At 50.1% G+C, this 19,507-nt stretch carries 11 protein-coding genes, 1 tRNA gene, 2 rRNA genes, 3 pseudogenes and 1 riboswitch; of the genes and pseudogenes, 11 read left to right on the top strand and 6 right to left on the bottom strand.

The window, feature by feature from the left end; all coding sequences use genetic code 11:
* The first annotated feature begins 19 nt into the window (after positions 1-19).
* The 9 genes from ATN88_RS21680 to ATN88_RS27855 all read left to right on the top strand — a co-directional run bounded on the left by ATN88_RS21680 (position 20) and on the right by ATN88_RS27855 (position 9,607).
* Positions 20-847, top strand: coding sequence for a glycosyltransferase family 4 protein (locus ATN88_RS21680; RefSeq protein WP_332308952.1), 828 nt, complete (start codon positions 20-22; stop codon positions 845-847).
* Between the two features lie 3 nt (positions 848-850).
* Positions 851-1,540: an SLC13 family permease gene (locus ATN88_RS27875; protein WP_232313470.1), complete on the top strand. Its 690-nt coding sequence runs from the start codon at positions 851-853 to the stop codon at positions 1,538-1,540.
* Positions 1,541-1,578: 38 nt separating this feature from the next.
* Positions 1,579-2,571: an SLC13 family permease gene (locus tag ATN88_RS27870; RefSeq protein WP_232313469.1), complete on the top strand. Its 993-nt coding sequence runs from the start codon at positions 1,579-1,581 to the stop codon at positions 2,569-2,571.
* 11 nt (positions 2,572-2,582) lie between these two features.
* Entirely contained in the window at positions 2,583-3,887 is a 1,305-nt protein-coding gene (locus ATN88_RS21670) for a flippase (protein ID WP_232313468.1), read from the top strand.
* 168 nt (positions 3,888-4,055) lie between these two features.
* Positions 4,056-4,922: a UTP--glucose-1-phosphate uridylyltransferase GalU gene (gene galU, locus ATN88_RS21665; RefSeq protein ID WP_067419656.1), complete on the top strand. Its 867-nt coding sequence runs from the start codon at positions 4,056-4,058 to the stop codon at positions 4,920-4,922.
* 156 nt (positions 4,923-5,078) lie between these two features.
* Positions 5,079-7,913 (top strand): excinuclease ABC subunit UvrA, encoded by a 2,835-nt coding sequence (uvrA, locus tag ATN88_RS21660; RefSeq protein WP_067419655.1) that lies wholly within the window; start codon positions 5,079-5,081, stop codon positions 7,911-7,913.
* A 37-nt stretch (positions 7,914-7,950) separates the two neighbouring features.
* The gene (locus tag ATN88_RS27865) at positions 7,951-8,436 is read left to right on the top strand and encodes a hypothetical protein (protein WP_232313467.1); all 486 of its coding nucleotides are present in this window, start codon (positions 7,951-7,953) and stop codon (positions 8,434-8,436) included.
* A complete protein-coding gene (locus ATN88_RS27860; protein WP_232313466.1) occupies positions 8,355-9,398 on the top strand; it encodes a hypothetical protein in 1,044 nt (347 codons plus the stop codon). The genes ATN88_RS27865 and ATN88_RS27860 overlap by 82 nt, the downstream gene beginning before the upstream one ends.
* Positions 9,395-9,607 (top strand): hypothetical protein, encoded by a 213-nt coding sequence (locus ATN88_RS27855; RefSeq protein ID WP_232313465.1) that lies wholly within the window; start codon positions 9,395-9,397, stop codon positions 9,605-9,607. The genes ATN88_RS27860 and ATN88_RS27855 overlap by 4 nt, the downstream gene beginning before the upstream one ends.
* A 49-nt stretch (positions 9,608-9,656) precedes the next feature.
* Here ATN88_RS27855 and ATN88_RS21650 read toward each other — a convergent pair.
* A pseudogene (locus tag ATN88_RS21650) lies at positions 9,657-10,774 on the bottom strand (pyridoxal-phosphate-dependent aminotransferase family protein).
* Positions 10,775-10,987: 213 nt separating this feature from the next.
* Positions 10,988-11,163: riboswitch (Lysine riboswitch) on the top strand.
* A gap of 94 nt (positions 11,164-11,257) precedes the next feature.
* Between ATN88_RS21650 and lysC the strand changes: the two are divergent.
* Positions 11,258-12,609, top strand: a pseudogene (lysC, locus tag ATN88_RS21645) (lysine-sensitive aspartokinase 3).
* A gap of 56 nt (positions 12,610-12,665) precedes the next feature.
* On the opposite strand, the pseudogene metH reads toward lysC, so the two are convergent.
* Positions 12,666-16,330: pseudogene (gene metH / locus ATN88_RS21640) on the bottom strand (methionine synthase).
* 201 nt (positions 16,331-16,531) lie between these two features.
* Here metH and ATN88_RS21635 point away from each other — a divergent pair.
* Positions 16,532-17,869: a cation:proton antiporter gene (locus ATN88_RS21635; RefSeq protein ID WP_067419654.1), complete on the top strand. Its 1,338-nt coding sequence runs from the start codon at positions 16,532-16,534 to the stop codon at positions 17,867-17,869.
* Positions 17,870-17,915: 46 nt separating this feature from the next.
* On the opposite strand, the gene metA is transcribed toward ATN88_RS21635, so the two are convergent.
* The 4 genes from metA to rrf (ATN88_RS21615) form a co-directional block, all read right to left on the bottom strand.
* A complete protein-coding gene (gene metA / locus ATN88_RS21630) occupies positions 17,916-18,863 on the bottom strand; it encodes a homoserine O-acetyltransferase MetA (RefSeq protein ID WP_067419653.1) in 948 nt (315 codons plus the stop codon).
* A 257-nt stretch (positions 18,864-19,120) separates the two neighbouring features.
* Positions 19,121-19,236, bottom strand: a 5S ribosomal RNA gene (gene rrf / locus ATN88_RS21625).
* Between the two features lie 15 nt (positions 19,237-19,251).
* Positions 19,252-19,327: transfer RNA gene (locus ATN88_RS21620), tRNA-Thr, on the bottom strand.
* Positions 19,328-19,383: 56 nt separating this feature from the next.
* Positions 19,384-19,499, bottom strand: a 5S ribosomal RNA gene (rrf, locus tag ATN88_RS21615).
* Between the last annotated feature and the right edge of the window lie 8 nt (positions 19,500-19,507).

Raw genomic sequence — 19,507 nt, 5'->3', positions numbered from 1 at the left:
GCAGGCAAGAAGAGCGGTTTTGCAAAATCAGCCAGACATCATCCATCTGCATTCCAGTTTTGCCGGCTTTTTGGGGCGATATTTACCAAAGAAAAACGCGAAAATCGTCTACACCCCGCATTGCTACGCCTTTGAGCGCCGCGACATTTCCCCTTTCATGCAAGAGATCTACATGAAGCTTGAGACCATGGGGCTCTCTCGCATTGATTGCGTGGCAGGATGCAGCGACAGAGAGTGCGAATTGGCCCTCGAGCTTGGTGCCAAAAAAGCGTTTCACTTGAATAACTACGCTGAGCTGGATGCAGAGTTGGTGGACGACGAACAGGCCGAGAATGAAGACGCCAAGGCCATCTACAACGTGGTCGTAGTCGGCAGGATTTCCCCACAAAAAGACCCTGACTTTTTATTGGAGACCATTGCGCACTTAAAACAGCATCCTGAAAGCAAGCAGGTTAGGCTGCATTGGCTTGGCGGTGGCGATGCAGAAATGGAAAAAGCACTTCGCGATGCAGGTGTGGAGGTATCAGGCATGATCCCTCATGCCAAACTTATGCAGCGTCTAAAAGCCGCTGATCTTTATCTGCATACCGCAGCGTGGGAAGGCATGCCGCTTACTTTGTTGGAAGCGGCCAAGCTTAAAATCCCTATGGTGCTTCGTATCATCGGTGCCACACAGCACATGCATTACCCCTTTATGGTCAGCACCCCTGAAGCCATGGCAAAGCAGATCGTGAATTTTTGCCATCGCCCGGATCATCCCGATTACCAAACCTCCTTAGACACCATTAATGACAACTTCAGTGCTGAAAAGCAGCGTTCAGCACTTCATATCGTTTACGGCGTTTAACGTATGGAGTGGATTGTCGGACTCTTGATTGGGTTTTTGTTAGCAACCTTGTTGCTTACCGAACTGCGTCCGGCATTGGTATTTGGTGCGGTTTTCGTTGCGCTGCTTTTGCTTGATATCGTCCCGGCTGAGCAGCTTTTCTCAAACTTCGTCAATCCCGCGTTGGTTGTTTTGGTGCTCTTGGTGCTGGTCTCTGTGGTGCTAGAACGCACGACGTTGGTATCGCAACTTGGCTCCTGGTGTACTCAAGGCAGCCTAAAACGTGTGACCGTACAGACCACCCTTTCCGCTGGCTTACTCTCTGCCGTCATCAACAATACCGCGGTCGTTTCCACGTTGATGCGAAGGCTTGCTCACAGCCAACATCCGTCAAGCAAGCTGCTTATTCCCTTGTCTTACGCGGCGATCCTCGGCGGCACCATGACCCTTATAGGTACCTCCACCAATCTTCTGGTCGCCGGCTTTACCATCAATGCTGGATTGCCTGAGCTGCGCTTTTTTGATTTCAGCGTTGTCGGTATTCCTTTGTTCTTGGTTGGTTTGGTGGTCATTACACTGGTATCGCTTCACTTGCTGCCGGGAAAAAATGAAGACGTCGGCAGCACCGATGAAAACTACTTTCTCGAAGCCAAAGTCGCCGAAAACTCACCGCTTGTCGGGCAACGCATTGAAGAAGTTGGCTTCGCCACTTAGAAAGGTTGTTTCTTGTTGAAATCATCAGAAACCACCGCGTGATTTCTCCTGTGTCTCCCAATGAACCTTTAGAAGCCAACGACACCTTGGTATTTTCCGGTGATATCAATTCGACGTCCTTGATATCTCACTTCCCCGGTTTGTCGCTGTTTGCAGACCCTTCAGCGGCAAGGGAGAGCAATCTCGTCGATGTTGTCGTGACGCCTCATGCCATGGTGTCTGGCAAGACAATAAAATCACTCAATTTTCGCGCACAATTTGGTGCCGCTGTGGTTGCGATAAAACGCGGTGATCACAGAGTAAATGGTGGGCTCGGCCAAATCCGACTTCGTGGCGGGGATTTATTGGTTCTTGCCGTCAGTGACGATTTTTTCTCGCGCAGCAACGTGAATCAAAATTTCGTTGTGGTCGGCAACCGAGAGCAAAACGCATCGCTAACTCGCAGACAATCTGTATTGTTTTGTATAGGCGCACTTGCTGCACTCGCGGCAAGCCTTCTCGATATTCTGCCCTTGTTCAAGGGGCTTATTGTGTTGTTGGCCATTGCTGTCGCCACCCGGCTTACGTCCATCCACGAATTGCGCCGACGCTTTCCGTTCGAGCTGGTCTTGGTCGTCGGGGCCGCTTTAGGGCTCGCGCAGGCTATCAGCCAAACCGGGTTGGCAGAAAACATTGCCGGAGGCATTCTCACTCTTGGACAAAATGGCAGCCCAATGACAGCGTTGATCATTTTGTATGTCGCCACCTGGCTAATGACAGAGCTCATCACCAACAATGCAGCGGCGGCCATCGCGTTTCCCATCGGCCTTGCTGTCGCTAGCCGATTTAACGTCGACCCCATGCCCTTCATTATGACGGTCGCATTCGCTGCCAGTGCCAGCTTCTTGTCTCCGTTTGGTTATCAAACCAATCTCATGGTGTATTCCGCAGGCCGTTACAAGCCGTTTGATTATCTGAAAGCGGGCGCACCACTCTCGCTTTGCTATGGGCTAGGCGTCATCCTTCTCGTGCCCATCATGTTTCCTTGGTAGGTTTTCCCGTGATGTCTTCCTTACTCCAGCGATACCAACAGCTCGCACCTGAAAGAAAGCAGCTTCTTTTCCACACCGCCTTGGCAGGGATATTTCGCATCTTGTCCGCCAGTGCCGCGTTTTTCCTGAGCGTCATTGTCGCAAGGGTGCTTGGCCCTTCTGAGTCCGGTTACTTCTTTTTAGGTTTAGGTCTTGCCACCATGATGGGCACACTCTGCCTTTTGGGGCTAGACAATGCACTGCTTCGCTTTGTTGGCCACGCCTTTGCCGAAAAAGACACGACGACCACCAATCAGGTGTTTTCCAATGCATACCTTGCCGCCGTGCCCGTTGCTTTTCTTGCAGGTCTTGTCGTCTATCTTTTAACGCCATGGCTCGCTGATGCGGTGTTCGAAAAACCCAAAGCCGCCCCCACACTGGCCTGCTTTGCTCTCGCCATTCCTTTTATCACGCTCTATCTTCTGAACGGCTATGCCCTGCAAGCCGTGAGGCGTGTCATTGCGGCGGTTTGCTCGATGCAACTTGGCGTAACCGTGTTGATGTTGCCTGTGCTGTTGTGGCTGCCAAGCAATGCAACAAGTGCTGATACTGCTGCCAAGATTTACCTTGCTGGCTCAGTGATTACCGTCATCGTCGGTCTCGTGCTTTGGTTTAAGATGCCGCAGCATCGTTTCGATAGTAGTCAGAAAAAGATGCCTGAGCTTTGGCAGTCCTTACCGAGTCTGTGGCTGATTTCAGCCTCAGGCCAAGCGTTGCCGTGGGCATCGATTGTCGTCGTCGGGCTTTTTAGTACCAGTGAGGATGTAGCACTTTTCTCCGCAGCCCAACGCACGTCACTGCTCATCAGCTTTATGTTGATGGTGGTGAACTTTGTTGCGGCACCGCGCTTCTCTGCCCTTTATCATTCCGGTCAAATCGAACAACTCAAAAAATTGGCGCGGTTTTCCACCCGCCTGATGATCGTCATCTCCTTGCCAATATTGATTGGCATACTGATTTGGCCTTCATGGATCATGTCGCTGTTTGGCGCAGAATTCGCGGAAGCAGGGAAACTTTTGGTCATTTTAGCTATCGGACAAGGGATCAATGTAACGACAGGTTCGGTGGGGTTTCTTCTCACCATGTGCGGTCATGAGCAGGACATGCGAAACATTACCGTGTTTTCCGCGCTGTTTACCCTGACGCTACTTTGTGTGATGACAATGCATCTGGGCATTTTAGGTGCGGCTATCGCGGTAAGTGTCGGAGTTGCAACCCAGAACCTGTTTGCGCTTTACGCCGTCAAACGGCGACTTGGTTTTATTCCTGTGGGATAATGGCGAAAAGGCATCACGTTTCTTTTGTGGGCATTTTTTGAGCGAATCGCCGAGACTGTCCATACTGAGATTATTAGACAAAAAGTAAACAGATAATGATATCATGTGTTTGCCTAAGGTTTTTTACACCCATTCCAGTAAGTTGGATGTAATAGTTAAGGATACCTGATGATTAAGAAGTGTTTGTTCCCGGCAGCCGGCTACGGTACGCGATTCCTACCAGCCACCAAATCTATGCCGAAGGAAATGATGCCTATCGTCAACAAGCCACTCATTGAGTACGGCGTTGACGAAGCCTTGGAAGCTGGCATCAACGGCATGTGCATTGTTACCGGCCGTGGTAAAAACACCTTGATGGATCACTTCGATAAAAACTACGAATTGGAACATCAAATCAGCGGCACCAACAAAGAAGTACTGCTTGATGACATTCGCGCGACGATCGATGCAGCGTCATTCACCTATATCCGCCAAAAAGAAATGAAAGGCCTCGGCCATGCCATTCTGACTGGTCGTGAGCTGGTAGGTGATGAAGCGTTTGCCGTTGTGCTCGCCGATGACCTGTGTGTAAACAAAAACGATGGCGTCCTGTCTCAAATGGTTGCGCTGTACAAGCAGTTCCGTTGCTCTATTGTTGCCGTTGAAGAAGTGCCAGAAAATGAAACCCACAAGTACGGTGTGATTTCTGGTCAAGAAATTAAGGACGATCTGTTCCGTGTGGACAACATGGTTGAAAAACCAGAGCCAGGCACTGCACCGAGCAATCTGGCGATTATCGGTCGCTACATCCTGACGCCAGACATTTTCGATATCCTCGAAAAAACCGAACCAGGTAAAAACGGCGAAATTCAAATCACCGATGCCCTGCTTCAACAAGCACAAAGCGGCTGCGTGCTGGCTTACAAATTCAAAGGCGAGCGCTTTGACTGCGGTAGCGTGGAAGGCTTCATTGAAGCGACCAACTACTGTTACCAGAACATTTATCTGGAATCAGATGCGCCACTTCAGCCTCAATCTACAGTGAAGTGCGGCTGATCGATTCGTCGACCAAGACCGTAAAATCTGTCGCATTGCAAAACCAAGAAAGCTGTATGTTTATACAGCTTTCTTCTTTTTCATTCCGCCATAATATGTGATACTTCATTCTCCAATCATTCTCAGATGCAATTCTGATAAGCAGGCAAGGTAGACATGGATACGATTGACGTCAGAGGGGCTCGCACCCATAACCTAAAAAACATAAACCTGACGATTCCACGCGATAAGCTGATTGTTATCACGGGTCTTTCTGGTTCGGGTAAGTCTTCACTAGCGTTTGACACCCTATACGCTGAAGGCCAGCGTCGCTACGTTGAATCGTTGTCTGCCTATGCACGCCAGTTCCTGTCTCTGATGGAAAAGCCGGATGTCGACCACATTGACGGCCTGTCTCCTGCTATCTCGATTGAGCAAAAATCTACGTCGCACAACCCGCGTTCGACCGTAGGCACTATTACAGAAGTCTACGACTACCTGCGTTTGTTATACGCACGCGTGGGCGATCCGCGATGTCCAACTCATAACGTGACGCTTCAAGCGCAAACCGTCAGCCAGATGGTCGACAAAGTGCTGGAATTGGAAGAAGGCAGCAAGCTGATGCTGCTTGCCCCTATCGTTAAAGAGCGTAAGGGTGAACACGTAAAAACCATCGAAAACTTGGTCGCTCACGGTTTTATCCGTGCCCGTATCGACGGTGAAGTTTGCGATCTTTCCGATCCACCAAAGCTGGAGCTTCACAAAAAACACACCATCGAAGTGGTGGTCGATCGTTTCAAAGTGCGCGACGATCTTCAGCAACGTCTGGCGGAGTCGTTCGAGACGGCGATTGAACTGACTGGCGGCACCGCAGTTGTCAGTTACATGGATGGTGATGGTGAGGATCTGATTTTCTCCGCTAACTTTGCCTGCCCACATTGTGGTTACAGCATGCAAGAGCTAGAGCCGCGCCTGTTCTCATTCAACAACCCCGCGGGTGCCTGTCCTACCTGTGATGGCTTGGGCGTGCAGCAATATTTCGATGAAAACCGCGTAGTACAAAACGAAGCGGTCAGTCTCGCCGGCGGCGCAATCCGTGGCTGGGACCGTCGTAACTTCTACTATTTCCAAATGCTTACCTCGCTGGCTGAGCATTATGAGTTCGATATTGAAACCCCGTGGGCAGACTTACCACTAAGCATTCAGGACGTGGTGTTGAACGGCTCAGGTTCGACAGACATCGCGTTCAAATATGTTAATGACCGCGGCGATATCACGGTGCGCAAGCATCCGTTTGAAGGGATTTTAAATAACCTTAATCGCCGATACCGCGACACTGAATCCATGGCGGTGCGTGAAGAGCTGTCGAAGTACATCGCCAATAAACCGTGTGCAAGCTGTGGCGGCTCTCGCCTTCGTGAAGAGGCAAGACATGTCTTTATCGGCGACACCAACCTGCCCGCTATCTGTGAGATGAGCATTCACGAAGCCTTGGCGTTTTTTGCAGGTCTAGCACTTGAAGGTCAGCGCGCCAAGATTGCAGATAAGGTCTTGAAGGAAATTCATGACCGCTTGAACTTCTTGGTGAACGTCGGCCTCAACTACCTCAACCTATCACGTAGTGCCGATACGTTATCGGGCGGTGAAGCGCAGCGTATTCGTCTGGCAAGCCAGATTGGTGCTGGCTTGGTTGGTGTGATGTATGTGCTGGATGAGCCTTCGATTGGACTCCACCAGCGCGATAACGAGCGCCTGCTGAGCACTCTAGAGCACCTTCGTAACTTGGGTAACACCGTACTGGTTGTTGAACATGATGAAGACGCGATTCGCGCCGCTGACCACATCATCGATATCGGTCCCGGTGCAGGTGTGCACGGTGGCTACGTGGTGGCGGAAGGCACTTACGAAGAGATCATTGCTAATGAAGCCTCAGTGACTGGTCAGTACCTCAGTGGCAAGAAAGCGATTGAGGTGCCAGTTAAACGCATTCCTTATGACAAGAAACGCGTGGTGAAGCTCAAAGGCGCGAGCGGTAACAACCTTCGTAATGTCGACCTGACCTTGCCCGTTGGCCTCTTTACTTGTGTAACAGGGGTGTCTGGCTCAGGCAAATCGACCCTTATCAACGATACTTTCTTTAAAATCGCACACCATGCGCTGAACGGCGCGACCACAGGTGAGCCAGCTCCTTACAAAGACATTGATGGCCTTGGCCATTTCGACAAGGTTATCGATATCGATCAGAGCCCGATTGGTCGAACACCGCGCTCGAATCCAGCGACTTACACAGGGATCTTTACCCCAATCCGTGAACTGTTTGCGGGCACTCAGGAAGCACGCTCTCGTGGTTACAAAGTGGGTCGATTCAGCTTCAACGTCAAAGGCGGCCGTTGTGAAGCTTGTCAGGGTGACGGTGTTATCAAGGTGGAAATGCACTTCCTGCCCGATGTCTACGTGCCGTGTGATGTCTGTAAAGGCAAACGCTACAACCGCGAGACGCTGGAAATTCGCTACAAAGGCAAAACCATCGACGAAGTGTTGGAAATGACCGTTGAAGACGCGCGTGAGTTCTTTGACGCAGTTCCCGCTATTGCGAGAAAACTGCAAACCCTGATGGATGTTGGCCTATCCTACATTCGACTCGGACAGGCAGCGACAACCTTGTCTGGTGGTGAAGCGCAACGTGTGAAACTGGCACGCGAGCTGTCTAAACGCGATACCGGCAAGACGCTGTATATCTTGGATGAACCAACCACTGGCCTGCACTTCCACGACATTCAGCAGCTGTTGACCGTTCTGCATCGCCTTCGCGACCACGGCAACACCATCGTGGTTATCGAACACAATCTGGATGTAATTAAAACCGCAGACTGGATTGTAGATTTGGGACCGGAGGGCGGCAGCGGCGGCGGTATGATCATTGCGCAAGGTACGCCAGAGGATGTGGCGACTGTGGAAGGCTCGCACACGGCAAGATTCCTGAAACCTTTACTAAAGCAAAAGGCATCTTAAGCCGATAGCGTTACCACGTTATCGAATGAATCTCAGCATGCAAACAACTCGTTTCCATCTTCACTGGCCATCAAAAGTGGCCAGTAAGCCACTGCTTAAACCTGTGCTGCTCGCCATAGCAGCACTGTTTTTGTTATGTCTTCCTTTAAATCAAGTACCACTGAGCTTTGAAGGGATTCAGCATCCGTCCATAGCACTGACTTTTCTGTTGGTTATCGCCATTATTTGCTTCGGCTTATTTGAAGTGGCGAGACAAAAACGCTTCAGTACCACCCATATCACCAAATGGTTGGCTATTGCCACGCTATTGGCTGCCGTACCGTCGTTTTACACCCATGCGCAGCCTTCTGCTGCTATCTGGCATCTCAGTGCGTGGTGCTCGCTTTTGCGCTGTTCTGTACGCTTCAGCAATTTAGTTTTAACCACGTCCAGCGCCAAAACTTGCTTTGGCTACCCCTGCTTTCAGGCTGGATTGTTGCCCTGCCGTATGCCGTGCCCAATGTGTTATCGCTGTTGGAACTAAAACAGGTTTACACCCACCCGGCATGGCTCGACAGAGATACCATCAGCGTCGCTATGCTGACATCGCTGGCCTTGTCCGCCTATCTGTTGGCGCGGACTAAGGCCTACAAACGTAACTTGGTGCCGCTGCATTTCTTGCTCTTTGCAACTCCCATCGTCAACATCATTGCGCTGATGGCGTTAAAGCAGCCTTGGCTGGTCACCATTACGCTATTGATTGTGGTACTGACTCAACCCTTTTTGTTTAAGTTTTCCCGTCGCCTCCATCATGGGATGTGGAATGCTTCTGTCTTGTTAGGTTTTGTGATTGCAGGTGCCATCGGAGCGTTGCCACAAGCGGCACTCTTCTCACCACTGTTCGCAGACTCAGAAACCACCTTGATGAGCCAAGTGTTTGCACTGCTTGCGTCTTCTCAGTTTGAAGGCTTGGGACTGGGCCAACATCAAACCGCGTTATTGTTGCAAAGCCTCGAAACGCATCAGGCGACAGTAGCCAATGCCTTGTCACCGAGTTGGCTGCTCACCACGGCCGCAGAAGGTGGCATCGCCATGTGGCTGTCTTTGGGCTTAGTGTGGGCCATGACAATCAGACGTTTGCTCGATGCTCCTAACGGCACCCGACTCATGTTGTTTGCCATCTTGCTTCCTGTGATGTTGGGCATGGCTGCCACGGCATTTGTTGAGACCAACCCGATATTGCCGGTGCTGTTCATTGTGCTTTTGTATTGGCTCGATAACCTGACAGCACGGTATGCACGCCATGTGACGCGCGCGTCTTTCGCCATAAAGGTACTCGCGTCTCTGATACTGACAATGAGCACTGTGATGGTCGTCAGTTCCGTTTACCTCGGCGAACAAGCGTCTCGCTCTCACACGCTAAACGCGCACAAGTTAACTCAATATCAAATCCACCCTTGGTGGACAGGATATTTTGACGATGTCATGGCTTCGAGAGCTTTATGAAAAGTGTGGAAAGTAATGACATCGCCGCGCAGCGTAGCTATCTGGCTCGCCAAACAGCCAAAACCTCGATGTATCCAAGCATTGAAGGGTATCAATCATTGATTGATTTGGCGGTGATGACGAAGAACATGGATATCGCCGAGCAACTGAAAGAGGAAGCGACCTTGCTATTTCCCCAACATGTTTTTCAGCCTGACATGATGGAATAAACATAAAAAAGCCCAGACAGTTGTCTGGGCTTTTTGTTGGGAACAAACGTTAGCTCAAGACATCTTTCAACGCTTTGGCGCACAAGGCGACGTTTTCACGTTTCGCGGCGTATCCCATCAATCCGATACGCCAAGCTTTGCCAGCAAGTGCCCCTAAACCCGCTCCAATTTCCAAGTTGTAGTCGTTAAGCAGAGTGGCACGCACCGCCGCATCATCGATGCCTTCAGGCACAGCAACGGCGTTAAGTTGTGGCAGTCGGTGATCCGCATCGACGAGGAAGGCAATGCCCAAGGCTTCAAGCTCTGCTTTTAGCAATTCGTGCATGTCACGGTGACGTTGCCACGCATTTTCCAAGCCTTCTTCTTTCAGCATTAAGAGTGATTCATGTAAGGCATACAGGCTGTTTACCGGTGCCGTATGGTGATAGCTTCGCTTGCCTTTCCCGCTCCAGTAAGCCAATACGAGGCTTTGATCGAGGAACCAGCTTTGTACCTTGCTGGTGCGGTTTTGCATTTTCTCTACCGCTTTTGGCGAGAAGGTGACTGGCGACAGTCCCGGCACGCAAGACAGACATTTTTGGCTACCTGAATAAACAGCATCAAGCTGCCACTCATCCACCAGCAAAGGCACGCCGCCAAGCGAGGTTACCGCATCGACGATAGTCAAACAGCCATGTTGTCTGGCAAGTGCCGACAAGGCCTTAGCATCTGACAGTGCACCTGTAGACGTCTCCGCATGCACAAACGCTAAAATCGAGCGTCCGGGTTATCATTCAACGCCTGTTCGACTTTGGCAGGGTCTACTGGTTTGCCCCACTCGTCATCCACCATTACCGCTTTGGCACCACAGCGCTCTACATTTTCACGCATGCGATCGCCAAACACGCCGTTACGACAAACAATCACGGTATCGCCGGGCTCAATCAAGTTTACAAAGCAGGTTTCCATACCCGCGCTACCCGGAGCAGACACGGCGATGGTAAAGGCGTTTTCAGTTTGGAAGGCATACTGAAGCAACGATTTGACTTCATCCATCATGCCGACAAATAGGGGATCTAGGTGTCCAATGGTTGGCTGAGAAAGGGCTTGAAGTACGCGCGGCGATACATCAGATGGCCCCGGTCCCATCAGGGTTCGGCGTGGTGGAATAAAACGTGAAATCGTCATGGTCAGCACTCCATATGCTTTCAATATTACTCGTTACCCTAACACCCTCACTGGCCAATCGAAAACCTTCAGGGGTGAGAAACACTATCCCAATCAAGCTTCTTTTGAGAAGTGCGTTGTAAATATGGTGAAATTTGATGCAGCGGATAATTGACAAAGCGGTTACAAACATTTATCAATAGAGGGCAAATTTTGTGCAGCACCTTGTTGCACAGTGACAGAAGAGGCGCGTCTACCAGGTAGTCGGATTGCGGAGCCCCAACTCCAATGCAGTCAGATCAGGGGGTAAGACGCCGAGACAACATCAGGCCTTGGGGGCTGATTTGTCGGTCTGGGAGGTTGAATCCTTCGGACTGTCATCTCAACTGAGATGGAGTGCTTCTGGAGAAATAACCTTTCTTCCGACCAACTCCCCTACCTCTTCGTCGCAACCATTTATTTTTTCAGGATTACTCCATTCGCGATTATGGGAGGTGAAGGGAAGTGAACGCATTAACTGTCGCTAAATTCGGCGGTACAAGTGTTGCCGATTATGCAGCTATGACTAACTGCGCATCGGTGATTAAAGGGAATTTGGATACACGTCTGGTTGTGATCAGTGCCTGTTCTGGCGTGACAAACCTACTGGTAGAACTGGCAAATGGTGTTGCCGATCTTGAGCGACAAAAAGCCTTGCTCACGCAACTGGCTGACATTCACTTCAGTATTCTGAAACAACTGCCAGACAATCCATCTGTCTCTGCTGCCGTTAATCAAATTTTGGATGATGTTGCGACCTTCGCGGCCGCAGCGGATACCGCGCCTTCGGACAAAATCACCGACAGCCTCGTGGCTTGTGGTGAGCTGATGTCTACCCACATTTTTACCCATCTGCTGAATACACAAGGACTAGATGCTGTGCGCTTTGACGTGCGTGACGTCCTGAAAACAGACGATGTTTACGGTAAAGCAGCCCCAGATCTGATTGAAACCTCGCACCACGCGCAAACGGTCCTTCGTCCGCTTTGTGAAGAGAAAGTGGTCGTCACACAAGGTTTATAGGCTCAGATTTGAAAGGTAACACTACAACCTTGGGACGTGGTGGTAGTGACTACAGCGCGGCTTTGCTGGCTGAAGCCGTGCAAGCCACGACATTGGAAATTTGGACTGACGTACCGGGTATCTACAGCACCGATCCTCGCGTCGCACCTGCCGCTAAACCGATCGACGAGATCAGCTTTAGTGAAGCCTCCGAGATGGCTAACTTTGGTGCCAAGATCCTGCACCCTGCAACCTTGATCCCAGCGATGCGCCAAGACATTCCGGTATTTGTCGGTTCGTCGAAAGCCCCAGAGCAAGGCGGTACGTGGATCCGTCGTGAAGCCGAGCACTCTCCGCTTTTCCGTGCACTCGCACTGCGTTGCAACCAGACCATGGTGACACTGACCAGCTTGAATATGTTCCACGCTTACGGCTTCTTGGCAGAAGTGTTCAACATTCTTGCTAAGCACAAAGTCTCGGTGGATTTGATCACGACGTCAGAAGTCAGTGTGTCGCTGACCTTGGATCAAACCAACACCAAAGGCGGCGCACCAAAACTGCCGGAAGCCGCAGAAAAAGAGCTGTCTGAACTTTGCCGAGTAGAGGTCGAGCAGGATATGTGTCTGGTGGCCTTGATTGGTAACCATATGGGCGAGTCTCGCGGCTCTGCGGCGAAAATCTTCGGTGCATTGAAAGACTTTAACCTTCGCATGATTTGTTATGGTGCAAGCAACCATAACCTGTGTTTTTTGACCAATACGGATGAGTCAAAAGACGTGGTACGTGCGCTGCACAAAGAGCTGTTTGAAGACTAAGCAAACATCGCTTCGAACGAAAAAGGGCACTCAGTGAGTGCCCTTTTCTTTTTCCATTAGCCGTTGAGGTTTGGTCCCAACCACTTCTCGGCCTCGATCAAATCCCAGCCCTTGCGATCGGCATAGCTGTCTCGCTGATCTTCTTGGATCTGCGCCACCGCGAAGTAGCGAGAATCAGGGTGCGAGAAATACCAGCCAGATACCGACGCGCCCGGCCACATCGCATAACTTGTCGTCAGTGACATACCAATGGTCTCTTCCACATCAAGAAGCTCCCAGAGGCTGCCTTTCTCTGTGTGTTCAGGGCACGCAGGATAGCCCGGTGCAGGACGAATACCTTGATACTTCTCTCGGATAAGATCGTCGTTGGACAAGTTCTCATCCGATGCATAGCCCCAAATTTCTTTACGGACACGCTCGTGCAGGTATTCCGCAAACGCTTCAGCTAAACGGTCAGCAACCGCTTGGATCATGATGGCGTTGTAGTCATCACCTTGCGCTTTATACGCATCTGCAAGCTCTCGCTCACCGATGCCGCCAGTTACAGCAAACGCGCCAATCCAGTCTTTCTTACCGCTTTCTTTCGGTGCGATATAGTCAGACAAACAGTAGTTGAACCCCTTTGGCTTCTCGGTTTGTTGGCGCAAGTTATGCAGCACTTTCGCCACTTCCGTGCGCGACTCATCGGTATAGACTTCGATGTCATCACCGACACATGCGGCAGGGAACATGGCACACATACCTGCGGCTTTCATCATCCCTTCTTTCTCAACGCGGTCGAGCAAGTCATTGGCATCTTTGAACAGTCGCTTCGCTTCTTCTCCGACTTCTTCATGGTCGAAAATAGTCGGGTACTTACCGACAAGCGACCACGTCATGAAGAACGGTGTCCAGTCGATATAATTGCGAAGTGTCGCTACATCGAAGTCTTCAAACACATGTACGCCTGGTTTTGCTGGTGCTGGCGGCGTGTAGTTATCCCAATCAATCGCCACTTTGTTCGCACGCGCTTTTTCAAGCGTGACGGGTTTGGTACGTGGACGTTTACGCGCATGTTGCTCACGAGCCACATCATAATCCACTTGAAGCTTCTCTACGAAAGCAGGCTTGAGCTTCTCAGACAATAGAGAAGAACACACACCGACAGCTCGAGAGGCATTGTTGACATACACTACTGGCTGATTGTAGTTCTGCTCAATCTTAACCGCAGTATGCGCTTTAGACGTCGTTGCACCGCCAATAAGGAGTGGCAAATCAAATCCAAGGCGTTCCATCTCTTTTGCTACATGCACCATTTCATCCAGCGATGGCGTGATAAGGCCGGACAAACCGATGATATCGACATTCTCTTCCTTGGCGACCTTGAGGATTTTCTCACAAGGCACCATGACACCAAGGTCGATGATTTCGTAGTTATTACACTGAAGGACAACACCGACGATGTTTTTACCGATATCGTGCACATCGCCTTTTACAGTCGCCAGTAGTATCTTGCCGTTAGACGTGCCCGCCTGTTTTTCAGCATTGATGAAAGGCTCTAAGTGCGCCACGGCCTGCTTCATAACGCGGGCAGATTTCACCACCTGAGGCAGGAACATCTTACCTTCACCGAAGAGATCACCCACGACGTTCATGCCGTCCATCAGTGGGCCTTCGATAACTTCCAGCGGCTTGGAGGCATTGATGCGGGCTTCTTCGGTATCTTCAACGATAAACTCGGTGATACCTTTCACCAGCGCGTGTTCTAGGCGTTTCTCAACCTCCCAGGTACGCCATTCCTGCGCAGAAGCATCTTCTTCTTTGCCGACAGCATTTTCACGATACTCTTCCGCAATTTCGAGCAAACGTTCCGTTGCATCATCACGACGATTTAGCACCACGTCTTCCACGGCTTCACGCAGCTTATCCGGTACGTTGTCATAGATTTCAAGCTGACCGGCATTCACGATGCCCATGTCCATGCCGTTCTTGAAACAGTGGTAAAGGAACACAGCATGGATAGCTTCGCGCACGTAATTGTTGCCGCGGAAAGAGAACGAGACGTTCGATACGCCGCCTGAAATCATGGCATGCGGCAAATCGCGCTTGATGTCGGCAACTGCCTCAATAAAGTCCACCGCGTAGTTGTTGTGCTCATCAATACCGGTCGCAACGGCAAAGATATTCGGGTCAAAAATGATGTCTTCTGGCGGGAAACCGACTTCATCAACCAGAACTCGGTAGGCTTCAGTACAAATTTCCGTTTTGCGTACACGGGTATCTGCCTGACCGACTTCATCAAATGCCATCACGATAACCGCCGCGCCATAGCGACGAATCAGTTTCGCCTGCTCGACAAATTTTTCTTTCCCTTCTTTGAGCGAGATGGAGTTAACGATCCCTTTGCCTTGAATACATTTAAGGCCTGCCTCAATGACTTCCCATTTGGAGGAGTCAACCATGATAGGCACTTTGGAGATCTCAGGCTCAGACGCACAGAGATTTAAGAAGCGCACCATGCACGCCTCTGCATCCAACATGCCTTCGTCCATGTTGATATCGATGATCTGCGCGCCGTTCTCTACTTGTTGACGCGCCACTTCCAAGCTTCGTCATAAAGCTCTTCTTTGATAAGACGCTTAAAACGCGCCGAGCCTGTCACGTTGGTTCGCTCACCCACGTTAATAAACAAGGTCTCTTTCTCAATCGTCAGCGGCTCAAGGCCAGAAAGACGACACGCAACATTAATGTCTGGCAGTGCACGCGGGGCGACCGTTTTGGTCACGTCGTACATATGACGAATGTGCTCTGGCGTAGTACCACAACAACCACCAATCAGGTTGAGAAAACCGCTTTCCGCCCACTCTTTGACGTGTTCTGCCATGTCTTCTGGCGAAAGGTCGTACTCACCAAACGCATTTGGTAAGCCCGCATTCGGGTGCGCAGAGACAAAGGTTTCAGAAATGCGTGACAGCTCTTCGACATAAGGGCGCAGCTCATCTGGCCCTAACGCACAGTTCAGACCAAAGGAAATCGGCTTCACGTGACGCAGCGAGTTGTAGAAGGCTTCGGTGGTTTGACCCGATAGTGTACGACCGGATGCATCCGTGATAGTGCCCGAGATCATCACCGGCAGCGCAATGCCCAATTCTTCAAAGACAGAATCGACAGCAAACGCACACGCTTTGGCATTCAGGGTATCGAAGATGGTTTCTATCAGAATAAGATCGGCTCCGCCTTTGATTAAAGCGCGCGTTGATTCAGAGTAAGCAGTTACCAGCTCATCAAAGGTGACGTTTCGATAACCCGGGTCATTAACGTCTGGCGAAATAGAACAGGTGCGGTTTGTAGGGCCAAGCACGCCAGCAACAAAGCGTGGTTTCTCGGGATTTTTTGCCGTCCACTCGTCAGCGGCTTCACGCGCCAACTTAGCCGCCGCGAAGTTAATCTCTTCGCTCAGGCTTTCCATATCATAGTCAGCCATGGCAATGGTGGTGGCATTAAAGGTATTGGTTTCGAGGATATCCGCGCCAGCTTCCAAATACTCGGCGTGAATGTCTTTAATCAGCTGCGGCTGAGTGAGCACCAAAAGGTCGTTGTTGCCCTTGAGATCACTGTGCCAATCGGCAAAACGCTCACCACGGTAGTCTTGCTCTTCGAGCTTATATCCCTGGATCATGGTACCCATACCACCATCGATGATCAGGATACGCTCAGCTAATAATTTTTTTAGTGTTTCCATACTGCTCACAGCCACAGATCCTTCTTGTATTGCATGCAAAAGCCATAGTATCACAGACCAAATGGAAATCTAGACGTCCAACTCGACCAGTGGTCATTTATTTTGCACAAATCTCCGTGTTTTGTAGTAGTTTTCTTCACAATATCGCTTTATATTTCTTAACACATTTCTGTACGTTCTTTGATCAAACTGGGGTCTTCCATGACCGTCTATACAACGCTTTGTTTTCTCGCCGCAGCAGCCATGCTGATCGCCTTTATCAACAGCAAAATCGGACAAATGCAAACCACGATAGCGATTACCGCCGGGGCTTTGATCCTCTCCTTGGGTATCGTTATTTCAGGTCACAACGACTGGTTTGATTTGAAAGACTTCGCCGCCAATACGCTTAACGAAATACATTTTGATGATTTTCTCCTGAAAGGCGTATTGGGATTCTTGCTCTTTGCGGGCGGCCTTGGAATAAAGCTACCCAACCTAAAAGACCAAAAGTGGGAAATTACGGTTCTCGCTCTGGGTGCCACCCTTGTCTCTACCTTCTTTATCGGTGGAGCCGCTTGGCTGTTCTTCCAACTGATTGGCATTCCATTCGCTTTTATTTACTGCTTGCTCTTTGGCGCACTGATTTCGCCGACCGACCCAATCGCTGTTCTCGCTATCGTTAAAAAGCTCAATGCCCCAAAACGTATCTCAACCCAAATTGAGGGGGAGTCATTGTTCAACGACGGCTTCGGCCTGGTTATCTTCATTACCCTGTTCACGGTCGCGTTTGGCACGGAAACACCGACCGTCATGGGGGTGGTTGAACTGTTCCTGCATGAAGCCATTGGCGGCATCATTTACGGCTTCTTCTTGGGCCTTCTGTTCCACTACCTGATTTGTCACACCGACGACCACTCTATGGAGTTGTTGTTGACCCTAGGTATTCCAACGGCAGGTTATGTCTTTGCAAGCTTGATTGGCGTATCAGGTCCGTTGGCAATGGTCGTTGCCGGCATCATGATTGGCAACTGGACACGCTACATTGGCTTCTCCCCTGAAAGTGAAGAACACTTGGATCACTTCTGGGAGTTGGTTGATGAATTCCTAAACGGCATTCTGTTCCTGCTCATCGGTTTGAGCATGCTGACATTCACCTTCCACAAAGAAGACTGGATCATGATGGCGTTTGCTGTTCCTTTGGTACTGGCAGGTCGCTACCTCAGTGTTCGTCTGTGCTACTTCGGCTTTAACCGTTACCGTCACTACAACCCATACTCAGTGAAAATCCTGACGTGGGGTGGCCTTCGTGGTGGTCTTGCGATTGCGATGGCAATGGCAGTGCCTGCAGGTTATATGGTGTTGCCAGAGAAGAACATTGATGTTCGAGAGATCATTCTGGTGATGACTTACGCCGTGGTGGTGTTCTCTATCTTGGTTCAGGGCTCCACAATCACCAAGATGATTGAGAAGGCCAAAGTGGCAGAAAGAGACATGGCGATAAACCCTCGCATTGAGGGTGAGGAGAAAACAGCCTCAGAATCAGCCAACAACGGGTAAGCCAATCCTTCGATATAAAAAAGCCAGCTTTCGCTGGCTTTTTTTGTTATTCGTCTTTGGTAAACGCCGACTCGGCGAAGTGGTCGAGATCGTAAGGCGTTTGTTGGTAAACGCAGTAGTTAAGCCAGTTGGCAAACAACAAATGGCCATGGCTACGCCAGCTCACATACGGTTCTTGAGTTGGGTCATCGTCTGGATAGTAGTTGGACGGTACAGCAGGCTCCATGCCTTCACCCACATCCCTATGATATTCATTATGTAATGTGTGAGAGTCATATTCTGGGTGACCAGTGACAAACACATTACGCATGTCCTTGGTGGCTGCCAAATACGTGCCTGCTTTATCCGAGGTCGCGAGAATATCGAGATCAGTATGCTCAGCAAGGTAAGCAGGTGAGAAGTCCGCATAGCGAGAATGCGGCGCAAGAAACGTATCATCAAAGCCGCGAAGAATAGGGTTGTGGTTATGATCTTTGTTAGTACGGTGATGATAAACCCCAGACAGCTTTTCCTTACGCGTCTTTTTCGGCAAATCATACAGCAGTTTCAAACCCGCCTGCGCCGCCCAACAAACATATAGCGTCGAGGTGACGTGCTCTTTTGCCCAATTCATGATGTCTTTTAGGTGATCCCAATAGATCACGTCCTCAAACTGCACCAAGCCCAATGGTGCGCCCGTAACAATCAATCCATCGAAGTTACGCTCTCTGATCGCCTGAAACTGACGATAGAAAGTGTCTAAGTGTTCCGTCGGCGTATTACGAGTTGGTCTGTCATCAATGCGCAGCAGCTCCACATCCACTTGAAGCGGGCTATTAGAAAGTAGACGCATGAACTGCGTTTCCGTCTCAATTTTCTTCGGCATCAGATTGAGTAAAAGCACTTTCAGCGGACGAATATTCTGGCTTTCCGCACGAGAGGTCGACATGACGAAGATGTTTTCCTGACGCAAAGTGCTCGCGGCGGGTAACTGATCAGGAATTTTAATTGGCATCTTAAATGACTCCCTTTTTTAAGATGTACTCCGATTAAGAAGTATAGACGTCTAGAATTCCAATAACACTATACCAAGGCTAAGATCTGTTCAAGCCCAAATGTGAGATAGATCCACTTGGATAGAAAAGATGGGAGAGATGCCTTTTAGAAGAGAGAAAAGATGAGTGCTGAAACAGGCGTTAACACTGCACATTTTTTGAATTCGGAAATGCAAAAAGGCCATCCTTGCGGATGGCCTTTTTGACAGTATTTAAAGCCTGGCGATGTCCTACTCTCACATGGGGAGACCCCACACTACCATTGGCGCTGTTGCGTTTCACTACTGAGTTCGGCATGGAATCAGGTGGGTCCACAACGCTATGGTCGCCAAGCAAATTCTTTAAAACTGGTGCTGATACCCAGATTTGAACTGGGGACCTCACCCTTACCAAGGGTGCGCTCTACCAACTGAGCTATATCAGCAAATTAGTTATCCGCTTGAAGTCTTACGCTTACTGCTTCATTTGGATGAAATTCAAGCCTGGCGATGTCCTACTCTCACATGGGGAGACCCCACACTACCATCGGCGCTGTTGCGTTTCACTACTGAGTTCGGCATGGGATCAGGTGGGTCCACAACGCTATGGTCGCCAAGCAAAATCT

Origin of the sequence: Enterovibrio coralii, assembly GCF_001559595.1 — a bacterium.
Taxonomy (GTDB): domain Bacteria; phylum Pseudomonadota; class Gammaproteobacteria; order Enterobacterales; family Vibrionaceae; genus Enterovibrio; species Enterovibrio coralii.
Note: the sequence above shows the minus strand (reverse complement) of the source record. Positions and strands in the feature narration are given on the sequence as shown.

Coding starts and splice junctions, on each gene's coding strand:
- ATN88_RS27875 (WP_232313470.1), top strand. CDS start 851: ATGGAGTGGATTGTCGGACTCTTGATTGGGTTTTTGTTAGCAACCTTG.
- ATN88_RS21670 (WP_232313468.1), top strand. CDS start 2,583: ATGTCTTCCTTACTCCAGCGATACCAACAGCTCGCACCTGAAAGAAAG.
- galU (WP_067419656.1), top strand. CDS start 4,056: ATGATTAAGAAGTGTTTGTTCCCGGCAGCCGGCTACGGTACGCGATTC.
- uvrA (WP_067419655.1), top strand. CDS start 5,079: ATGGATACGATTGACGTCAGAGGGGCTCGCACCCATAACCTAAAAAAC.
- ATN88_RS27865 (WP_232313467.1), top strand. CDS start 7,951: ATGCAAACAACTCGTTTCCATCTTCACTGGCCATCAAAAGTGGCCAGT.
- ATN88_RS27855 (WP_232313465.1), top strand. CDS start 9,395: ATGAAAAGTGTGGAAAGTAATGACATCGCCGCGCAGCGTAGCTATCTG.
- ATN88_RS21635 (WP_067419654.1), top strand. CDS start 16,532: ATGACCGTCTATACAACGCTTTGTTTTCTCGCCGCAGCAGCCATGCTG.
- metA (WP_067419653.1), bottom strand. CDS start 18,863: ATGCCAATTAAAATTCCTGATCAGTTACCCGCCGCGAGCACTTTGCGT.